We start from the raw sequence: 20,944 nt of genomic DNA on the forward strand, positions 1-20,944 counted from the left end.
CCCTATCGTTTCGATAACGACGACCCGTCGTTTGATAACGAAATCATAACGAAACGATAACAATCAGGTGGTTGGTCGACGTCGAAGCCATACTTCCAGGAGGAAGGATTCTCGTTGAGGAGAGCCAGACAACTCGCGGCATGGATCGCCGCGATATCGACGCTGGGCGTGGGGCTTACCCTGCCGCCCGTCGCGTCGGCGGCGGAGAGCGACCCGTCATCATCCGTAATCAGCACGACCGATGCCATCGCGACGGCGAACACCACCAAGGCCGCCGCCGACCCGATCGCCAGCTTCGATTTCAACGCCGACCCGACCGACGGCGCATTCGTCAGCACTGATGCCGACAAGGCCAAGGCCGCCGTCAACGGCACGGCGACCCTGGTCGACCGGACCGACGCCGCCGCCAACGGCAAGGCCGCCCAGCTCGGCCAGAACTTCTGGATGAACGTGACCAAGTCCGACGGCAGCCCGCTGCTCGCCGGCCTGAAGAACGTCACCATCTCCTACGATTCCAAGGCCGCGGCCGCCGGCGGGCAGTGGACCGTCTTCGCCGCGCCGAACGCGAACGCCGTCAACGGCAACGCGCCTACCTACCTCGGCGTGCTCGACCGCACCGACAAGACCCGCGTCGAACGCTACCTCAACGGCCGCAGCTCCGACGAGGCCACCATCGACCGGAACGCCGGCACCGCCGACGCCTGGAAGCACGTCGACCTCGTGATCTCCGGCACGACCGCGAAACTCTACGTCGACAAGAAATTCGTCGCGAGCAACGTGAACGGCAAGGAGCTCACCGAGATCCTCGGCGGATCCGGCGGCGTGCTGCAGATCGGCAAGGGCAACTGGGGCAACGGCGAATACTTCACCGGACTCATCGACAACCTCAACATCTACGGCAGCGCGCTTTCCGCCACCGACCTCGGCGTCGCGGTGCCGACCAAGCTGCACATCGACGGCAACGGCGTGGCCGACGACGGCACGTTGAGCCTGAAGGAAGGCTCCAGCACCGCGCTGAGCACGGCCGTCGAACCGAGCAGCGCCGATCCCGCAGTGATGTGGGAATCCGACAACCCCGCCGTGGCAACGGTTTCCGCCACCGGCAAGGTGACCGCCAAGAAGGCAGGAACCGCCACCATCACCGCCACCTCCGAGGCCGCACCGACCGTGAAGGCCACGCTCAAGGTGACCGTCGAAACCGTGAAGGACGATGACGCCTACGGCTACGTGATGGTCCACTTCATGGAGAACAGCAAGGGCTACTCCGAGAAGATCTACCTCGACATCACCCGCGGCAACGACCCCACCCAGTGGGACCAGCTCAACGGCGGCGAACCGATCCTCGCCAGCAACGAGTCGACCACCGGCGTGCGTGACCCGTTCATCGCCTACAACCCCGAGTCGAAGACCTACTACATCCTCGCCACCGACCTTCGTGTGTTCGGCGGCGACAACGCCGGCTGGGGAACCTGGTCCACGAACTACAGCACCAAGCTGCACGTGTGGGAGTCCAAGGACCTCATCCACTTCAACGACATGACGGAGCTGGAGACCTCCACCGCCGACAAGTACACCGACAAGCCCGCCAAGACCCAGACGCTCACCGATTCCGTGACCGGCAAGACCATCTCCGAGATCGGCATGGCCTGGGCCCCCGAGGCCACGTGGGTGCCGAACTTCTACGACCTCAACGACGACGGCGTCGCCAACGGTTCCGACGCGAACAATCCCGCCGACCGGAAGGGCGGCGCGTTCGTGATGTACTGGTCGACGTCCGCCAAATACGACGGTGAGAACAACCAGCCCGGCAAGAAGGTGACCCACGTACTGTGGGCCGCCACGAAGGACTTCACCAACAAGACCTACATGTTCGGCGGCGTGTTCGTGCCCAACAGCAAGTACCGCCCGGGCAACACCATCGACACCACCATGCTGCAGCGCACCGTGACCGACGCCAACGGCAAGGAGCACCTGCGCTCCTACCGCGCGAGCGGCTCCGGCACCATCTTCATGGAGTACACCGACCGTGCCGACTGGTGGCGCGCCAACGACAAGGGCCAGTACGCCACCGACCCGGCCAACGGCTGGGTGTTGCGTCAGAACAACGTGGGCCACAGCCTCGGCAGCAACCAGGAGGGAGCCAACGGCTTCAAGGTCAACGGCCAGAACAAGTGGTACATGTTCGTCGACAACTATGGGTCCGTCGCCTCCGGCGCCCGCTACGGCTACAACCTGCTGGAATCCGACGACCTCGACGCCGCCGACGGCAACGTGTGGACGCCCGTCGGCAACGACGGATTCGTCCTCACCGCCAACACCAAGCACGGCGGCGTGGTCTCGCTCACCAAGGCGCAGTACGACGCCATCCGCGCGGCCGACGCCAAGGCCGGCGACAACAAGGGCCTCGACGCCGGCGAAGTGAAGGTCAAGAAGAACGCCACCGCCGACGACGTGAAGGCCGCCCTGCCCGCCACCCAGAAGGTCACGCTCGCCAACGGCTACGGTACCGCCGAGCGCAACGTCACCTGGGACGTCTCCAAGGTCGACACCGCCAAGGACGGCACGACCACCGTCACCGGCACCGTCGACACCATCGGCGCGGCGAAGAACCACTGGAAGTGGACCAACGCCGCCGGCGACGCCAAGACCGATGAGGACGACCTCATCAACGAAGGAGCCAACGCCAACAACAGCTTCAAGCAGACCGGCGGCTTCACCGACAACGCCACCGCGCGGAAGAACCGTCCGCTGTACAGTTCCACCGCCATCACCGTCACCGCCAAGGTCACCGTCGGCACCGGCGAAACCACGCCGGCCGACCCCGACCTGCTCGCCGACTTCACGTTCGAGAACAGCGGCGCCACGTTCGACGGCGGCAACGCCACCGGCGAGACCAAAGGCACTGCCACGCTCGCCGACTCCAAGGACGGCAACGGCAAGGCCGCGAAGCTCAGCAAGGACTTCTGGCTGAACGTCACCGCCAAGGACGGCACCCCGCTGCTCAGGAACCACGACGACGTCACCATCTCCTACGACGTCAGGCCCGACGCCAGCGGCAACACCGGCTGGACGTTCTTCGCCGCCTCCAACGCCACCACGCAGGAGTACGGCAAGGAGCACTACGTCGGCGTGCTCGACAAGACCACCGGCGTCACCGTCGAACGCTACGGCAACGCCGGCGGCACGCGTGACTCCTCCGGCAACGTCTCCTACACCAAGACGAACACCGGCTGGAAGCACGTCGACATCGTCGTCTCCGGCAAGACCGCCAAGCTGTACGTCGACAAGAAGCTCGTCGCCGTGAACACCACCGGCAAGACCCTCACCGACATCCTCGGCGAATCCGGCGGCATCCTGCAGATCGGCAAGGCCAACTGGGGCGGCGGGGAATACTTCTCCGGCCTCCTCGACAACCTCAAGATCTACGGCAAGGCCCTGAGCGACACCGACCTCGGCGTCGAATCCGCGAAGACCGACTACGCCGCCGCGCTCGCCATCCCGGCGAAGATCACCGGCGACCTGCCGTCCACCGTGCTCGGCAAGAAGGTCACGTGGGCCGCGGCCGGCGACGGCGCGAAGCTCGTCGCCGCCGACGGCAAGGTCACGCAGCCGAAGGCCGGCGAGAAGGGCGTAAGCGTCAAGCTCACCGCCACCATCGACGGCGTCGCCACGCCGGTCACGGCCGACGCCACGATCCTCGACAACGGCGGCGCCATCGCCTCCTACATCAAGGACGTCGACCGCAGCGACCAGAACGGCGCCAAGTACGATCCGCTCGCCTACAACGACGACCGCCGCGCCGACTCGCTGTACGTGGCCGCCAAGGCCGCCGGCTCCGAAAAGTGGGAGACGCTGAACCGTTCGCAGTCGATCCTGTCGGTCAAGTGGGACGGCTCGCAGTCCGCGAAGCCCAACGCGCAGATGGGTTCGCCGACGTTCTTCCGCAATGCCGACGGCAGGCTCGGCGTCGTCTCGTCGCAGAACAACGCCACCGGCGCCATCTACGTGTGGGACGTCAAGGCCGACGGCGCGACGTTCGCCAACGAACGCGCCATCACCATCTCCGATTCGTCAATCGTCACGAACCCGCGCATCGTCTACGATGCCGTCGCCAAGGGCTACAAGGTCTTCTGGACCGACGGCCTCTCCGGCGAAGGCCGCGTGGCCACGTTGAGCGGCCTGACGAAGGACGCCAAGGCCGGGGAGACGCTCAAGGCGGACGCCGTCACGATGGGCGTCGGCACGGTCACGGCCGGTCTGCCGGCATGGGCCGGCAGCGGCCAGACCAGCGCCTTCGCGATGTCGAAGTCCGAATACGACACGTTCACCAAGAACTACGTCGACCTGCAGAACAACGGCAGGAAGGACATCGCCGACGTCACGAAGGCCGTCAGCGGCAAGCAGGCCACGATGACGTACAACGACGGCTCCGAAAAGACGTTCAACGTCACGTGGAACGCCGACGACCTGGCCAAGATCGACACGAAGAAGGGCGGCACGTACGAGGTCAAGGGCACGGTCGACCAGACCGCCGAGGCCATGTATAACGACGCCCGCGCCGATCCCGACATCTTCTACAACGAGGACGACGGATACTACTACCTGACCGGATCCACCTACGAGGTCAAGTCCACCGACAAGACCAACAACCAGAAGGACAGCTATCGCTCCATCGGACTCAAGCGTGCCAAGACCATCAACGGGCTGAAGGACGCCAAGGAGACCATCATCATCAAGCCGGAGAACGGAACGCCCGGTCATATGGACCAGTATCCGAACTCGTTCTACGGCTGGAGCGCGTTCATCTGGGCGCAGGAGTTCCACAAGATCAACGGCAGGTGGTGGATCGTGGCCGGCTTCCACAAGGGGGCCTCGACCACGAACGGCGGCTGGTGCAACAACACCATCCTCATCCCGTACACCGGCGACGAACAGTCCATCAAGGACGGCGGCTTCCTCAAGGCCGAGAACTGGGGCGAGCCGACCGTGCTCGAAGGCGCCGCGTTCGACGTGACGTACTTCGAACGCGAGGAGAACGGCAAGACCCAGGGCTACTGGCTGTTCCCGAAGAGCGCCGGCCTGTACCTCGCCAAGGCGAAGATGGGCGACAACGGCGAGGCCCCGCTCGTCGACGGCTCGCTCAAGCAGATCTACCAGGTCAGCCAGCAGTTCGAGTATGGCAAGTACGCCCCGACCCCCGGCGACAACACCGAAGGGTCGGACCAGGCGATCGTCGAGGCGCCGTTCATGTTCGGGCACGGCGACTACGTGTACATCGCGTACGCCGGCGCCACGGTGGACAAGTACTACAACACCAACGTGATGCGCGCCAAGGCCGACGCCGACCTGACCGATCCGGCCAGCTGGACGACCGCCGCGTTCCCGTCGTTCGACACCAACGACACCTACACGGGTGCGTACGGCGCCGACGAGACGACGTACGAGCGCAAGCATGCCGGCCCCGGCCACATCTCGCTCGTGCACGACGATGCCAACAACATCGTCATGGCCTACCACGCGCGCCCGTACCCGGAGATCCACTCCGGCAACGCGGCCGGCGGCCTGTTCGACCAGGACCGCAACACGTGGATCAAGTCGGTGAACGTGCGCGCCAACGGCATGCTCGACATGTCGCTGACCAAGGACCAGGAGGTCGCGCCCGCCAACCGCACCGTGACGGTGAAGGTGGTCGTGGAGGCCGCGGAGACCGAGCCGACCCCGGACCCCGAGCCCTCGGACAAGCCGAGCGATAAGCCGAGTGACAAGCCGAGCAGCGGCAACGACGGCACCACCAAGCCGAACGGTGGTAACGGCAGCACCGGCGCGAACGGTGCCAACGGCGCGAACGGCAACACCGCGAACGGTTCGGCGAACGGCAACGCCACCGCCAACGGCCAGCAGTCCGGCAAGAACGGTTCGCTGAGCAAGACCGGTGTGGCCGTGGGCGCAGTCGTCCTGGCCGTCGCCGCGCTCGCCGGCGTCGGTATCGCGCTCACCCTGCGCCGCCGCGGCGATCACGTCGCGTAGGCGACGCGTATGACCCGTCACATGGGACGGGCAGCTGTGTCACATGGGCCGATGCCCGTCACACGGGGCATCAGTCCCACGTGGCACAGTCCGTCCCATGTGACGCAACCCGACCCCAATCCACATACGTCAATCCATAACTGAACAAATCACCTCACCCATATCGATCAGAGGAGGATCATGGGGAACTGGAAGAAAGTGGTGGCGGCAATAGCGGCGCTGCCCATGGCATTCGCGGGACTGGCAATCGGCGCCGGTACCGCGGCGGCGGCCGACGCCACGGCGCCCGCGCCCGTCGCAAGCTATCCGCTGACGGCCAACGTCAACGACGTCAGCGGCAACAATCTCAACGGCACCGCGCAAAGCGGCGTGACGTTCAGCGCCACCGACGGCGCGACGCTCGCCGGCGGCAAGGCCACGGCGGCCGGCACCGACGCTATCACGCTGCCGAACGACATCGGCGCGAAGGCCAAGGCATCCAACGCCGTCACCATCTCCGCATGGATCAAGAACGGCACCACCAGGACCAACACCGCCGCGCTCTACCTCGGCGAGCAGCCCGCCGGCAACAACATGCCGACGCATTACTGGCTGCTCAACCCGAGCAATCCGAGCGGCAACTACAAGTCCGTCATCACCAACGGCACGAACGCCAACGCCCCGTACAACACCGAGGTCGGCGGCTCGAGCACGTCCACGGCCGATGTGACCGGCAAGTGGGCCAACTACACCACGGTGATCTCCGCCACGTCCATCACCAGCTACCTCAATGGCAGGCAGATCCAGACCACAGCGCGCTCGCAGAGCCTGGCCGACTGGACCGGCGACATCAACGCCTACATCGGCCGCTCGAACTACACGGGCGACAAGACGTGGGGCGGTTCCGTGCAGGACCTGCGCTTCTACGATTCCGCGTTGAGCGCCGATCAGGTGGCCGCCGTGTTCGCCGACGCGCAGACCGACGCCGCCAGGCAGGCCGTCGCCGAAGCCGCGGCCGGCGCGCTCGACCTCGGCATCAAGGGCAATGTAACGTCCGATATCACGCTGCCGACGACCGGCCTGTACGGTGCGACCGTGACGTGGTCCTCCGACAACGAGGCTGTGATTTCGCCTGCCGGCAAGGTGACGCCGGCCGCCGCCGATACGACGGTGAAGCTCACCGCCACCGTGACCGTAAACGGTGCGACCGCCACCAGAACGTTCGAGCTGACCGTGCCGGCGAAGATCGCCGACCCGCAGCAGGTCGCCGACAAACTGCTCGTCGACTACCAGCTGACGGCCGGCGCCAAACTCGCCACCAGCCTGTACGGCGCCACGATTTCGTGGAAGGCCGCCGGTAACGGCGCCAAGCTCGTCGCCGCCGATGGCACCGTGACCGGCGCCGACGGCGACAACGCCGTGACCGCCGATCTCACCGCCACCATCGCCCTCGACGGCAAGACCGCCACGAAGACGTTCAAGGGCCTGCACGTCATGCCGAAGAACGCGCAGACGCTCGCCTCCTACACGCGCGACCACTCCATCAACGGCGGCGCGCGCGTCGGCGACGCCCTGCACCTCGCGCTGAACGACGGCACGAAGTACACGGCGCTCAACACCAACTACGGCGTCGCGTTCGCCGAGGCGAAGATCGACGGGACCGCAACCACCGAATCCACCACGATCCGCGGCCTCATCGACCCGTACCTGTTCCGGATGAAGGACGGCAAGTACGCGTACGTCGCCGCCTTCACCGACGTCAACGGCAATCGCGTGGACGGCGGCCAGATCGCCTTCTCCACGTCCAGCGACCTGATGGCATGGTCGGGCAAGCCGAACGAGGACGAGCGCGGCGACATGGTCAAGGTGACCGACGACACCACCGTGTTCGACGCCGGCACCATCGCCGCCGGATACGATGCCGCCGCCGATGACTACCGCATCTCGTGGCAGGTCAACGGCGTCGGCAAGTATGTGACGACCACGGACTTCAAGACGTTTTCCGCCGTGAAGACCGGCGTCGGATTCGCCCGCACGAAGGCCGACCTCGCCGGCGTGGCGAACGCCGTAAGCGCCAGCACGATGGCCGTGACCAAGGCGACCGCCGCCACGCTGACCGAGAAGCTCGGCCGCGTGCACAACACCGGCGTCGAGCAGCCGACCGCCATCACCGTGAAGAAGGGCTCCGACCCGGCCAAGCTCAAGGAGCAGATCTCCGGCGGCGTGGAGCAGAAGGACGGCACCCTCTCCAAGGGCAAGACGCTCAAGGCCGAATATTCCGACGGCTCCACGTTCGACTTCCGCGTGAACTGGAACGAGGACCAGCTCAAGAGCCTGAGCACCGACGAGGCCGGCGAGACGACCATCGAAGGCACCGCCATCCAGCAGAACTACTCCGAGCAGTTCCCGATGATGAGCAACCGCGCCGACCCGAACATCGTGTACTACAAGGGCAAGTACTACGCCATGGGCACCTCCGACACCGGCGGCATGAAGACGCTGTTCATCCGCTCCTCCGACACGCTCGCCGGACTGAAGGACCAGAAGGCCGGCACCGCGACCGAAGGCGGCTACAAGGTCGAGGGCCAGGACGTCTACCTGTTCGGCGAGAACGACGGCCTCGGCCACAAGGGCTACCACTGGGCGCCGGAGCTGCATGTGATCGACGGCAAGCTGTACTGCTTCTACGCCACCTACCCGACCGGCGGCGCCGGCGACGAGAACATCACCGCCTCGCCGAACTGGGCCGGCCCCTCCGCCTACGTGATGGAGCTCAAGGACGGCGGCGACCCCACCAGGACCGCCGACTGGATCGAGCATCGCGTGCAGGCCAAGGACGGCGGCGTGCTGTCGCCGCACGGCCTGTCCATCGACATGACCTACTTCGAGGTCGGCGACAAGGCGTACATCGCCTGGAGCCAGGGCGACCAGGTGCGCAAGGGTGCCAAGGCCAACGTCTCCATCGCCGAGGTCAGCAAGGACAAGCCGTGGCAGGCGCTCACCGAACCGCAGCGCATCATGCGCCCCGAATGGGGATGGGAGCTCGACGGCGTGAACGAAGGCCCGAACGTGCTCGTCTCCGGCGGCAAGGTCTACATGGTCTTCTCCGCGCAGCTCGTGACGCCGCAGTACGCCACCGGCATGCTGGTCGCGAACGTGGGCGATGACCTGACCAAGGCGTCCAGCTGGACCAAGTCCAACTATCCGTGGCTGCACAACGGCACCTTCGCCGGGCAGTACGGCCTCGGCCATAACTCGTACTTCTCCGACCCCTACGGCGACGTGTACAACGTGTACCACGCCATGACCAACGGCAACAGCAACACCGCACGTCATGCCGGCGTCGTGCCCGTGCACTTCCGCGCCGACGGCACGCCGATCATCGACATGACCACCACCGAGGAGCTGCAGCGCGAGTACGCCGCCGCCAACTACGTGAAGCTCACCGTCAAGGTCGTCGACGACACCGTCTCCACCGACGCGACCCTCAAGTCGCTGAAGGTGGCCGGCTCCGACATCGACCTCGACAAGGCCGCGGCCGCCGACGGCGCCTCGCTCGAGGTCACCGACCCGAGTGCGGTGAAGACGGACGACGTGGTCGCCGTGGCCAACGACGAGAACGCGTCCGCCAAGACGACGGTCGAGAACGGCAAGGTCACCGTCGTCGTGACCGCGCAGGACGGCACGACCACCAAGACCTACACCGTCAATCTGGTCAAGAAGTCCGAGCCCGCCCCGAACCCGGAGCCTTCGGATAAGCCCAGCGACAAGCCGGGCAGCGGCAACGACGGCAACACCAAGCCGAACGGCAACGGTTCGAACACCGGCAATCCGGGCAACACCGGCACGGACGGTACGCAGAACGGCGGCAACGCCGCCAACGGCCAGCAGTCCGCCGCCAAGGCCGACTCCGGCAAGCAGACCGGTTCGCTGGGCAAGACCGGCGTGGCCGTGGGTGCTGTGGCGCTTGTCGCCGTGGCGCTCGCCGGCGCGGGCGTGGTGCTGACGCTGCGTCGCCGCCGCGCGTAGCGCGAGCCGTCTCTTTCGGGTCGATTCCCCTCAGTCGGCCTGGCCGACTGAGGGGAATTAAGAGGTCTCATCCATAACTCAATATCGCAATCAATCCCATCCCATCGATCAGAGGAGAACAATGGGGAATTGGAAGAAAGTGGTGGCGGCCATGGCGGCCGTCCCGATGCTGGCGACGCTGGTCCCGGCAGCAAACGCGGCCGAGGCGACGGTGACGTCGGACTCGTCCCAAAGCCAATCAGCCCAAAGCAATTCGGCCCAGGCGCAGCAGGCGCTGCAGGCCGCACTGAAATCCAACGCCAAGACGGCCAGTGCAACCGCGGCCGCCGACATGTCGTCGGAAACAAGCGACTATCTGTTCGCGCACTTCACCGGCACCGAACGCAACGCCACCGACGAGCAGATGTACTTCGCCACAAGCAAGGACGGCCTTTCCTGGCACGACACCCGTGACGCGGGCGATCCCGTCCTCAGCTGGACGAGCAGCCAGACCGGCAACTCGCGCGGCAAGGACAACGGCGTGCGCGACCCGTATCTCGTCCGTTCGCCCAAGGACGGCAAGATCTACCTCATCGCCACCGAGCTGAGCATCTACTACCGTGGCGGCTGGGGCGCGGCCAGCGCAACGACCAACGGCAGCACGAACCTCATCATCTGGGAGTCGACCGACCTCGTCAACTGGTCGCAGCCCCGCGCCGTCGACGTGGCCTCCAAGATCCCCGGCGCCGGCATGGCCTGGGCGCCGGAAGCCTACTGGGACGACGCCAACCAGCAGTTCATGGTCTACTGGGCGACCGCCTCCGACCAGGACAACGAGTCCGGCGACCGCACCAACATGTACTACTCCACCACGAAGGACTTCAAGACCTTCACCGACCCCGTCAAGTGGATCGACCGCAGCAAGTCCGTCATCGACACGACGATGCTGAAGGCCGACGACGGTTACTACTACCGCGTCTCCGGCGACACGTACCTCGGCATCGAACGCTCGAAGAACCCGTACGCCACCACGCTGACCACCGGCACCACCGTCGCCGACGGCTACTACAACACCGGCGACGACGAGAACCAGTGGACGCTCGTCGGCACGTTCGGCGACCTGACCGGCACCGGACTGACCGGCGCGCAGCTCGAAGGCCCCGAACTGTTCTTCTACAACAGCGACGACATCAAGACCAACGCCGCCGGCAAGCAGATGAAGTACGGCCTGATGTGGGACCAGTACGCGGCCGGCAAGGGCTACACGCCCTACCGCTCCGCCGACCTCGGCAGCACCGACAAGACCGACTGGGGCTACGCCTCCGACGTGAACTTCGGCTCGCTGAAGAAGCGCCACGGCACCATCCTGCCCATCACGACCGCCGAATACGACGCCGTCATGAAGGCGTACGACAAGAACAAGGCCGCCGACCCCGTCGAACCCGATGCCGACGGCGCCGGCCCGATCGCCGAATACACGTTCGAGGACGGCAAGGGCACCGACGGCACCAGCAACAAGAACGACCTGACGTTCAAGGGCAACGCGACGGTCACGACCGATGCGGCCAAGGGCAAGGTCCTCACGCTCGACGGCGCCTCCGGCACGTACGCCGAGTTCCCGAAGGGTCTGTTCGACGGCCGTAACAAGCTGACCGTGCAGATGGACGTCAAGTCCGAGACCGCGGCGAACACGAACCAGTTCACGTTCGCATTCGGCAAGAACAATCAGAAGTACTACTTCATGAAGTACAACAAGGGATCGCTCGCCAACCGCATCACCGTCGGCTCCTACGGCGCCGAGTCCAAGGCCGACAGCACGCTCGACGGCGACTGGCACAAGGTGACCGTCGTGTTCGACGGCAAGACGATGACCTCGTACGTCGACGGCAAAAGGGCCGCCGAGAACACGGCCACCAGCGCCGCCGTCTCCGACCTCGGCAAGAACCTCATCGGCTACCTCGGCAAGTCGTTCTACAACGACCCGTATTTCAAGGGTTCGTTCGACAACGTCAAGGTGTGGAACCGTGCGCTCGCCGCCTTGGAGATCGCTGACTCCGATACCACCGATCCCGGCCAGCCGGCGGGTGACGTGCTCGCCGACTTCACGTTCGATGACCTGAAGGCCGGCGCGACCGGCGACATCAACGACGCCGGCTCCGCAGCCAAGGCGACGATCGAAGGCACGGCCGCCGTGGCGACGAACGACGGCGACAAGACCACCGCCGCGAAGGTGGGCAAGGACTTCTGGCTGAACGTGACCAAGGCCGACGGCACGCCGCTGCTCAAGGGCGTGAAGAACGCGACCATCTCCTACGACGTCAAGCCCGATGCCAGCGGCAACACCGGCTGGACCGTATACGCGGCGGAGAACACCAACGCCCCCGTGTTCAGGTCCGAGAAGTACCTCGGCGTGCTCGACAAGACTGATGGCCTGACCGTGCAGCGTTACGTCAACAGCGGTTCGCGCGACGAAAGCGCCGGCGTGACCGGCTCCGGCAGCGCCGCATGGCACAACGTGACCATCACGCTGACCGACTCCACCACGAAGCTCTACGTCGATGGCTCGCTCGTCGACGAGGCCAAGGACTTCACCGGCCGTACGCTTGCCGACATCCTCGGCGCCGACGGCGGCATCCTCCAGCTGGGCAAGGCCAACTGGGGCTCCGGCGAGTACTTCTCCGGCCTGCTCGACAACGTGAAGATCTACGGCCGCGAACTGACCGCCGCCGAAATCGCCGCGGCCAACCCCATCGCGCAGACCAAGCTGAGCGTCGAGAAGACCACGCCGAACAACCAGGTGCTCTCCCAGAAGATCATCGACGGCGAGAACGGCGAGAAGGAGCTCAACCTCACGCTTGACTACTGGGCCCCGAACGGCGGCGTCACCGGCGAAAAGACCGACAAGTCCAAGCTGGCCCTGAAGTTCAAGGTCGCCGACGGCTCGAAGGTCACCATGGCCGACGGCTCCGCGCTGCCCGCCACGCAGGACCTGACCAAGGACTTCAAGGTCAAGGTCACGGCGGCGGACGGCAAGACCTCGCAGGTCTACGACGTCACCGCGCAGGTGCTCGTCACCCCGATCCGCGTGGCCGGTGAGAAGGCGCCGACCGGTGAGACGGGCCGCATGTTCTTCGCCGATCCGCAGGTCGTGGCCTACGGCGGCAAGTACTACATCTTCCCGACCACCGACGGCTCCTCCGGCTGGCAGGGACACGAAATCCATGTGTTCGAATCGTCCGACATGGCCAACTGGGAGGACAAGGGCGTCGTCGTGGACCTTTCCAAGGACTACGACAAGATGCCCGACAGCCGCAAGGAAAAGGCCTGGGCGCCGGGCTTCGCCGTGCGTGACGGCAAGTTCTACCTGTACTTCTCCGGCAACGGCATGGTGAACGTCGCCATCTCCGACCCGGCGAAGGGCGGCACCATCACCTCCGGCTACGAGATCCAGAAGGTCAAGGTCGAGTCGAGCATCGATCCGGCCATCTTCGAGGATCCCGCCACCGGCAAGTGGTACCTCGCATGGGGCCAGTCCCCGGGCAAGTACGCCGAGCTGAACGACGACATGACCGGCATCAAGGCGGGCACCACGGTGACCACCAACGCCACGAGGAACATGCGCGAAGGCTCGTACATCACGTCCCGTCCGGACCCGAACGACTCGTCGAAGAACATCTACTACTACAGCTATTCCATCGACGACACCTCCAGCCCGAACTATCGCGTCGCCTATGCATGGGTCTCCGCCAAGAGCCTCGACGAGGTGAAGGGCACCGACTGGCAGTACGGCAAGGACATCCTCGTCAAGGACGAGGCCAAGGGCATTCTCGGCACCGCGCACCACTCCATCGTGCAGGTGCCCGGCACGGACGACTGGTACATCGTGTACCACGCCTTCCTCACCGACGAGATGCGTCCGCGCGGCTACGATTCCACGCATGGCAACGCGCAGCTCGCCAACGGCAACAAGCGTGAGGTGCGCATCGCCCGCATGACCTACGACAAGGACGGCCAGATCAACGTGGTGCCGGTGACGTATGAGGGTGTTCTGCCCGAGACGACACCCGCCGTCTCGGTCGCAGGGGCCGCCTCCGGTGACGCCGCCACGAAGGTCGGCACCAAGCTGACGGCCTCGTTCAACGACGGTTGGAAGCTCGCCTCCGTGCAGTGGTACCGCGCCGACAAGGCCGACGGCACCGGCGAGACCAAGATCGCCGGAGCGACCGCCGCCGAATACACGCTGACCAACGACGACGCCGGCAAGGTCGTGTACGCCAAGGCCATTGGCGAGAACACCACCGGTGTGCTGCAGAACGCCCAGCCCGGCACCGCAGGCGCCTCGGCTTCCAAGACCCATGAGCTGACGACTGCCAAGGTGACCGTCGGCGAGGCCGAAAAGCCGATGACCGTCCCGGTCACCGGCGTGAAGGTCTCCGGCGCCGACTCGCTCAAGGCGGGCGAGACCACGACGCTGAAGGCCTCCGTCGAACCGGAGAACGCCACCGACCCGTCGGTTACGTGGTCTTCGTCCGACAAGTCGGTCGCCACGGTGAACGCCGATGGCAAGGTGACGGCGCTCAAGGCCGGCACCACCGTCATCACTGCCACGTCGGTGTCCGATTCCTCAATCAAGGGCGAGCTCAAGCTCACGGTGACCGAGGCCACCGCCACGGTCGACAAGTCCGCGCTGGAGAAGGAAATCGCCAAGGCCGACGGTCTCAAGCAGTCCGACTACACCGCCGACTCGTGGGCCGCCTACCAGACGGCGCTCAGGGCAGCCCAGGCAGTGCTCAAGAACAGCGCCGCCAAGCAGTCCGACGTCGACACCGCGCTGAAGAACCTGCAGAACGCCAAGCTGGTCAAGGCCGAAGCCGTCAAGCCGAGCACCAAGCCGACGCCGGGCAAGACCGCCGCCACCACCAAGCCGGGCGCCGACAACGGCTCCCAGTACGGTGGCAACGAGCAGAAGCAGACCGGCTCCGACGCCGGCAAGTCCGGTTCGCTGAGCAAGACCGGCGTGGCCGTGGGCGTGGTGGCCTTCGCGGCCGTCGCGCTTGCCGGTGCCGGCGTGGCCCTCAAGCTGCGTCGCCGTCGCGCGTAAGGCACCGTTGATCGGCTCCCCGCAGGTTTGAGAGGAGCCGTCGGCGCAGCCGGCTGATGGTCGTTGCCCATCAAGGGGCCTCTCGTCCGTCCGTGGTCTTCCACGACGGACGAGGGACCCCTTCGTTTTTACGCGCACGAATGTGCCAATGCTCCGATAGCGCATGATCCATGCGAATCGTGGTGGCGATCGGAGATGCTGTAGAATGAACGAAAGTCTTTGTGAGGGTTCACATGTGACGGGTCGTCAAGGTCCGACGAAACGTCGCGCAAAAACATCATGGCAATGCGAGGCTGTATTGCCGCCGATGATGTGAGCGCGCACAACGACGATGCCCATATCCATCCGAGAACGGCAACGGTCACAACCCATCCCGCCGGACTCAATGACCACAACTGAATATGCATAACCGAATATCGCGATAACTCAATATCGATTCAATCCACCCATTTCAGAGGAGAATCATGGGGAAATGGACAAAAGTGGTGGCAGCGGTTGCCGCCATACCGATGCTGGCGGCGATAGTGCCGGCGGCCAACGCGGCGGAGGCGACGTCGATCGTCAGTCCGACCACGCAGGCGGTAGTGGCCAAGGCGCTCGCCGCACAACAGACGCAGTCCGTCACGCAGGCCGCCGCCACCGATGATGTGGCCGACGGCAGCAACGGCTACCTGTGGCTGCATTTCGAGGCCACGGACTACGAGAAGATCTACTACGGCTACAGCGCCGACGGCGTCACGTGGAACAAGCTCAACGACAACCAGCCGTTGATCACATCCGACGTGGCCAACAAGGGCATCCGTGACCCGCACATCATCCGCCTGCATGAGGCCGACGCCGACGGCTACAAGTACGTCATGATCGGCACCGACCTGCACGCCGAAGGATCGGCGGGCGGCAAGGACTGGAGCCAGCAGTCCAAGAATCTCATCGTCTCCAAGTCCAAGGACCTGGTGAACTGGACGAAGGCCGAGGCCGTGTTCGCCGGTTGGGACGACGCCAACCGCGCATGGGCGCCGGAAGCCATCTACGACGAGGCCAAGGGCGAGTACCTCGTGTACTGGTCGTCCAAGCCGAACAGCAACACCAGCACCCCGCTCGGCGTCTACAAGTCGTACACCAAGGACTTCAAGACCTTCACCACGCCGGAACGCTGGATCGACGAAAGCGGCGTCGGCAACGCCAACATCATCGACACGACCATCGTCAAGGGCGAGGACGGCAACTACTACCGCTTCTCCACCTCCGACTGGAACACCGTCGTCGACACCTCGCCCACGCTTGACGCCGAACACTGGACGCGTCTCGTCGACCGCGACAACGCCGTGAACGCCGACGGCACATCCAAGCTCGCCGAATACCAGAAGGCCAACAACCCGGCGCAGGGGGACCAGAAGATCATCACCACGTCGGCCGCGGGCCTCGGCGGCATCGAAGGCCTCACCGTCTTCCAGAAGACCGACGGCTCGTGGGTCATCATGGGCGACAACCAGGGCTACCGCGCTTTCACCATCGCCAACCTCGCTGACTTCAAGGCCAGCAAGGGCACCACGAAGACCACCTCCAACTTCCCGCTGCGCTTCCGCCACGGCAGCGTGATGGCATTGACGGCCGCCGAACAGAAGGCCGTGCTCGCCGCCTACGGCGACGAGGTCGAGACCGTCACGCCCGACGCCGCCGGCTCGGCGCCGATCGCCACCTATGACTTCGACGGAACCTCCGCCGGCAAGGACGGCACCGGCAGCAACGACCTGACCCTCAACGGCGCGGCCGCCGCAACCGACGCCGATGCCGCCGCCGCACAGGCCGACGACACCGCCTCGGCAGCCCCCTCCGGCAAGGTCCTCACGCTCGACGGCACTTCCGGCACGTACGCCGAGTTCCCCAAGGGTCTGTTCGACGGCCGTAACAAGCTGACCGTGCAGATGGACGTCAAGTCCGAGACCGCCGCGAACACGAACCAGTTCACATTCGCATTCGGCAAGAGCACCGCCAAGTACTACTTCATGAAGTACAACAAGGGCACGCTCGCCAACCGCATCACCGTCGGCTCCTACGGCGCCGAATCCAAGGCCGACGCCACGCTCGACGGAGCATGGCACCGCGTCACCGTCGTCCTCGACGACAAGACCATGACCGTCTACTCCGACGGCCAGCAGGTCGCCCAGAACAAGGCCACCTCCGCCACCGTCTCCGACCTCGGCAAGAACCTCATCGGCTACCTCGGCAAGTCGTTCTACAGCGACCCGTATTTCAAGGGCTCGTTCGACAACGTCAAGGTGTGGAACCGTGCGCTCGCCGCCTCGGAGATCTCCGATTCCGGCGCCACCGATCCCGATCCCGACCAGCCGACGGGTGATGTGCTCGCCGACTTCACGTTCGACGACCTGAAGGCCGGCGCGACCGGCGACATCAACGACGCCGGCTCCGCAGCCAAGGCGACGATCGAAGGCACGGCCGCCGTGGCGACGAACGACAAGAACAACACCGCTGCGGCCAAGGTGAGCAAGGACTTCTGGCTGAACGTGACCAAGGCCGACGGCACGCCGCTACTCAAGGGCGTAAACGACCTGACCGTCACCTTCGACGCCAAGCCCGACGCCAACAACCCCGGCTGGGCGTTCTACGCCGCGCCGAGCACCGCCGCACCCGTCTACAACAAGTCCGAGCACTATCTCGGCGTGATGGCCAAGCCCGGTTCCGTGAGCGTGGAGCGCTACAACACCGACGGCAACCGTGACACCCGCGGCAACGCCAGCGGTTCCGCGACTGCAAGCGGCTGGTACAAGGTGACCGTCACCGTGAGCGACACCGCCACCCGCGTGTTCGTCAACGGTGCGCTCGTCAAGGAAAGCACCGACGTCAAGGGCCTCGAACTGCCGAGCATCCTCGGCGAGGGCGGCGGCATCCTCCAGCTGGGCAAGGCCAACTGGGGCTCCGGCGAGTACTACTCCGGCCTGCTCGACAACGTGAAGATCTACGGCCGTGTGCTTTCCGACAAGGAGATCGAGGACGCCAGCCCAGTGACGCTGCAGGGCATCAACGTAGGCAGCGCCCCGACGGCCGACGAGGCCGCCGATCTTCGCGGCACCGACGACCACTCCCTCGTGCGCTCCTCGCTCGACTGGAACGCCAGGACCGTCACCACCGTGCTCAACGGCCGCGGCGACGCCGCCAAGACCCCGGTCACCGTGTCGTTCAACCGCGGCGCCGACACCGTCAAGCTCACGCTCGACGGCCAGGCGTTCACGAACGGCGGCACCGCCGACCTGACCAAGGACCGCAAGCTCGTCGTCACCTACGCCGACGGAACCGCGGAGACGTGGACGCTCAAGGCCGCCACCGTGGGCAACAACCCGGTGCTGCCCGGCCAGTACGCCGACCCCGACATCGACTACTTCGACGGTAAGTTCTGGATCTTCCCGACCACCGACGGATTCAAGAGCTGGAGCGGCAACTACTTCCACGCATGGTCGTCCACCGACCTGAAGAACTGGAAGGACGAGGGCGTGATCCTCGACGTGGACAAGAGCCACGAAGGCAACAAGCAGTCCTACTGGACCGACCAGACCACCGTCTCGCCATGGTCCGTGGGCTCCGCGTGGGCGCCGACCATCGAGAAGAAGGTCATCAACGGCAAGGCCCAGTACTTCTTCTACTACTGCGCCAAGTACCCGAACGGCCAGTCCGCGATTGGTGTTGCCGTGGCCGACAACCCTGCCGGCCCGTACAAGGCCGCCGACCAGCCGATCGTCACGCGCACCATGGAGGGCGTGACCGTCGGCCAGGCCATCGACCCGTCGATCTTCACCGACCCGAAGACCAACAAGTCGTACATCCTGTACGGCAACGGCACGCCCGCCATCGCCGAACTCAGCGACGACATGATGAGCGTCAAGGCCGGCACCGTGAAGAAGCTCAACGGCCTGCGCAACTTCCGCGAGTCCGTGGTCGTCGCCTACCGTGACGGCAAGTACCACTGGACCTGGTCGTGCGACGACGCCAACTCGCCGAACTACCACGTCGAGTACGGCGTCTCCGACTCCATCGACGGCGCCATCACGTACAAGGGCGTGCTGCTGCAGAAGGACACCTCCAAGAACCTGCAGGGCACCGCACACCAGTCCGACGTGCACGTGACCGACGCGGACGGCAACGACCGCTGGTTCATGGCCTACCATCGCCACTACACGCCGCTCGGCGTGTTCACCAGCGGCCTCGGCTACCACCGCGAGACCGCCATCGACGAGATCCACTTCGGCGAGGACGGCCTGATGCAGACCATCAAGCCGACCGACGAAGGCGTGGGCGCCGTCAAGATGGCCGACACGACCGCACTCGACAAGGCCATCGACGTCGCCGGCAAGGTGACGAACGACGGCTACACCGACGACAGCTGGAAGGCGTTCGAGGACGCGCTCGCCGCGGCCAAGAAGGCCAAGCAGACCTTCCTCGACTCCGGTATCGCCCAGAAGGACGTCGACTCCGCGACCGCCGACCTCGCTGCCGCCCAGAAGGCCCTCGCCAAGCCCGGCCAGCCTGATGTGCCGGTCGCGTCCGTCGCCATCTCCGGTGACGGTGTCGCAGACGGCAAGCTCACGCTGAAGGTCGGCGCGTCCGTGAAGCTGACCGCTTCCGTCGAGCCGGAGAACGCCACCGACACGACCGTCGCGTGGAAGTCCTCCGACGAGACCGTGCTCAAGGCCGCCGCCGCTGATACGAAGGCCCGCGCCGCCGTCGCCGGCGAGCAGACCTTCGAGGCTCTCAAGACCGGCACCGCCAAGGTGACCGCCACCACGGCGAACGGCAAGACCGCGACCGTCGAGGTCACCGTCGTCACCGATGGCGGCGGCGAGCAGCCGGGCCAGTCGGGCAACGGCAGCGGTTCTTCGAATGCCAATGGCTCGAACGGCGCCGCCAAGCCGTCCGGCAGCGCGGGCCAGTCCGGCTCGCAGTACGGCGGCAACGAGCAGGGCGGTTCCGAATCCGGCAAGCTGAGCCGTACCGGTGCCGCCGTGGGCGTGGTGGCCTTCGCGGCCGTCGCGCTTGCCGGCGCCGGCGTGGTCCTCGCGCTGCGTCGCCGTCGCGCGTAAGGCGCCGTTGACCGGCTCCCCGCAGGTTTGAGGGGAGACGTCGTCGGCGCAGCCGGCTGATGGGCGTTGCCCATCAAGGGGCCTCTCGTCCGTGGTCTTCCACGACGGACGAGAGGCCCTTCGTTTTCACGCACACGAATGTGTGAATGCGCCGATATCACACCATTCGTGAACGGGATGGGTGAAACGCTCTTTTGGTATGTGACTGAGTTGCGGTGCCCAGCGGGTTTGTGAGCGGTCTCATGATAGAATGATGTGTTAGCGGTCACACAGTGATGTATGTCGCAACGCCAAACGATATATGACAAACGCATCGTCGCAATGGCATCGACGGCATCACGACGATTGCCGTGCGTCAACGGATTGACGCACGACGGTCGGTGTGCCCTGTCGACGTGGCGGTCGGCACAACTGAAAACCGTGCCGACCAGGTGCAGGTCCTCAACAGCGAGGGCCCCGCGCAAGGAGGAGCAGACGACGACGGCCCGGCCAATCGATTTCGCAATCGATTTTGCGATTGATTTCCGGCCATCCGATTTCCGGTCAACCGATCGGCCAATCGATTGATGGGCCGGTCAGCCGATCGTCCGGCAGACCGCCGACAAACCCGTTGCGAAGACGAACACCCCTTCGACGATGGGAGAGAACGGCGGCGACAGCCGATATCGAATCTCGTCAAAGCACGCCACGGCAGGGGAGGAACATCACGGGACACAGTCAAGAGGAGGACGAATCT

4 protein-coding genes are annotated in these 20,944 nt (G+C 65.4%); all 4 read left to right on the forward strand.

Annotated elements, in window-relative coordinates; translation table 11 throughout:
* The first annotated feature begins 114 nt into the window (after positions 1–114).
* Positions 115–6,027, forward strand: coding sequence for a LamG-like jellyroll fold domain-containing protein (locus GFD18_RS08920; RefSeq protein WP_225433022.1), 5,913 nt, complete (start codon positions 115–117; stop codon positions 6,025–6,027).
* Positions 6,028–6,207: 180 nt separating this feature from the next.
* Positions 6,208–10,035, forward strand: a complete 3,828-nt coding sequence (locus tag GFD18_RS08925; protein ID WP_163198634.1) for a family 43 glycosylhydrolase — start codon at positions 6,208–6,210, stop codon at positions 10,033–10,035.
* Positions 10,036–10,156: 121 nt separating this feature from the next.
* Positions 10,157–15,115: a LamG-like jellyroll fold domain-containing protein gene (locus GFD18_RS08930; RefSeq protein WP_163198631.1), complete on the forward strand. Its 4,959-nt coding sequence runs from the start codon at positions 10,157–10,159 to the stop codon at positions 15,113–15,115.
* 485 nt (positions 15,116–15,600) lie between these two features.
* Positions 15,601–20,208, forward strand: coding sequence for a family 43 glycosylhydrolase (locus tag GFD18_RS08935; protein ID WP_163198628.1), 4,608 nt, complete (start codon positions 15,601–15,603; stop codon positions 20,206–20,208).
* The last annotated feature ends 736 nt before the right edge of the window (positions 20,209–20,944 follow it).

The sequence above is a fragment of the Bifidobacterium saimiriisciurei genome (assembly GCF_010667655.1).
Lineage (GTDB): Bacteria > Actinomycetota > Actinomycetes > Actinomycetales > Bifidobacteriaceae > Galliscardovia > Galliscardovia saimiriisciurei.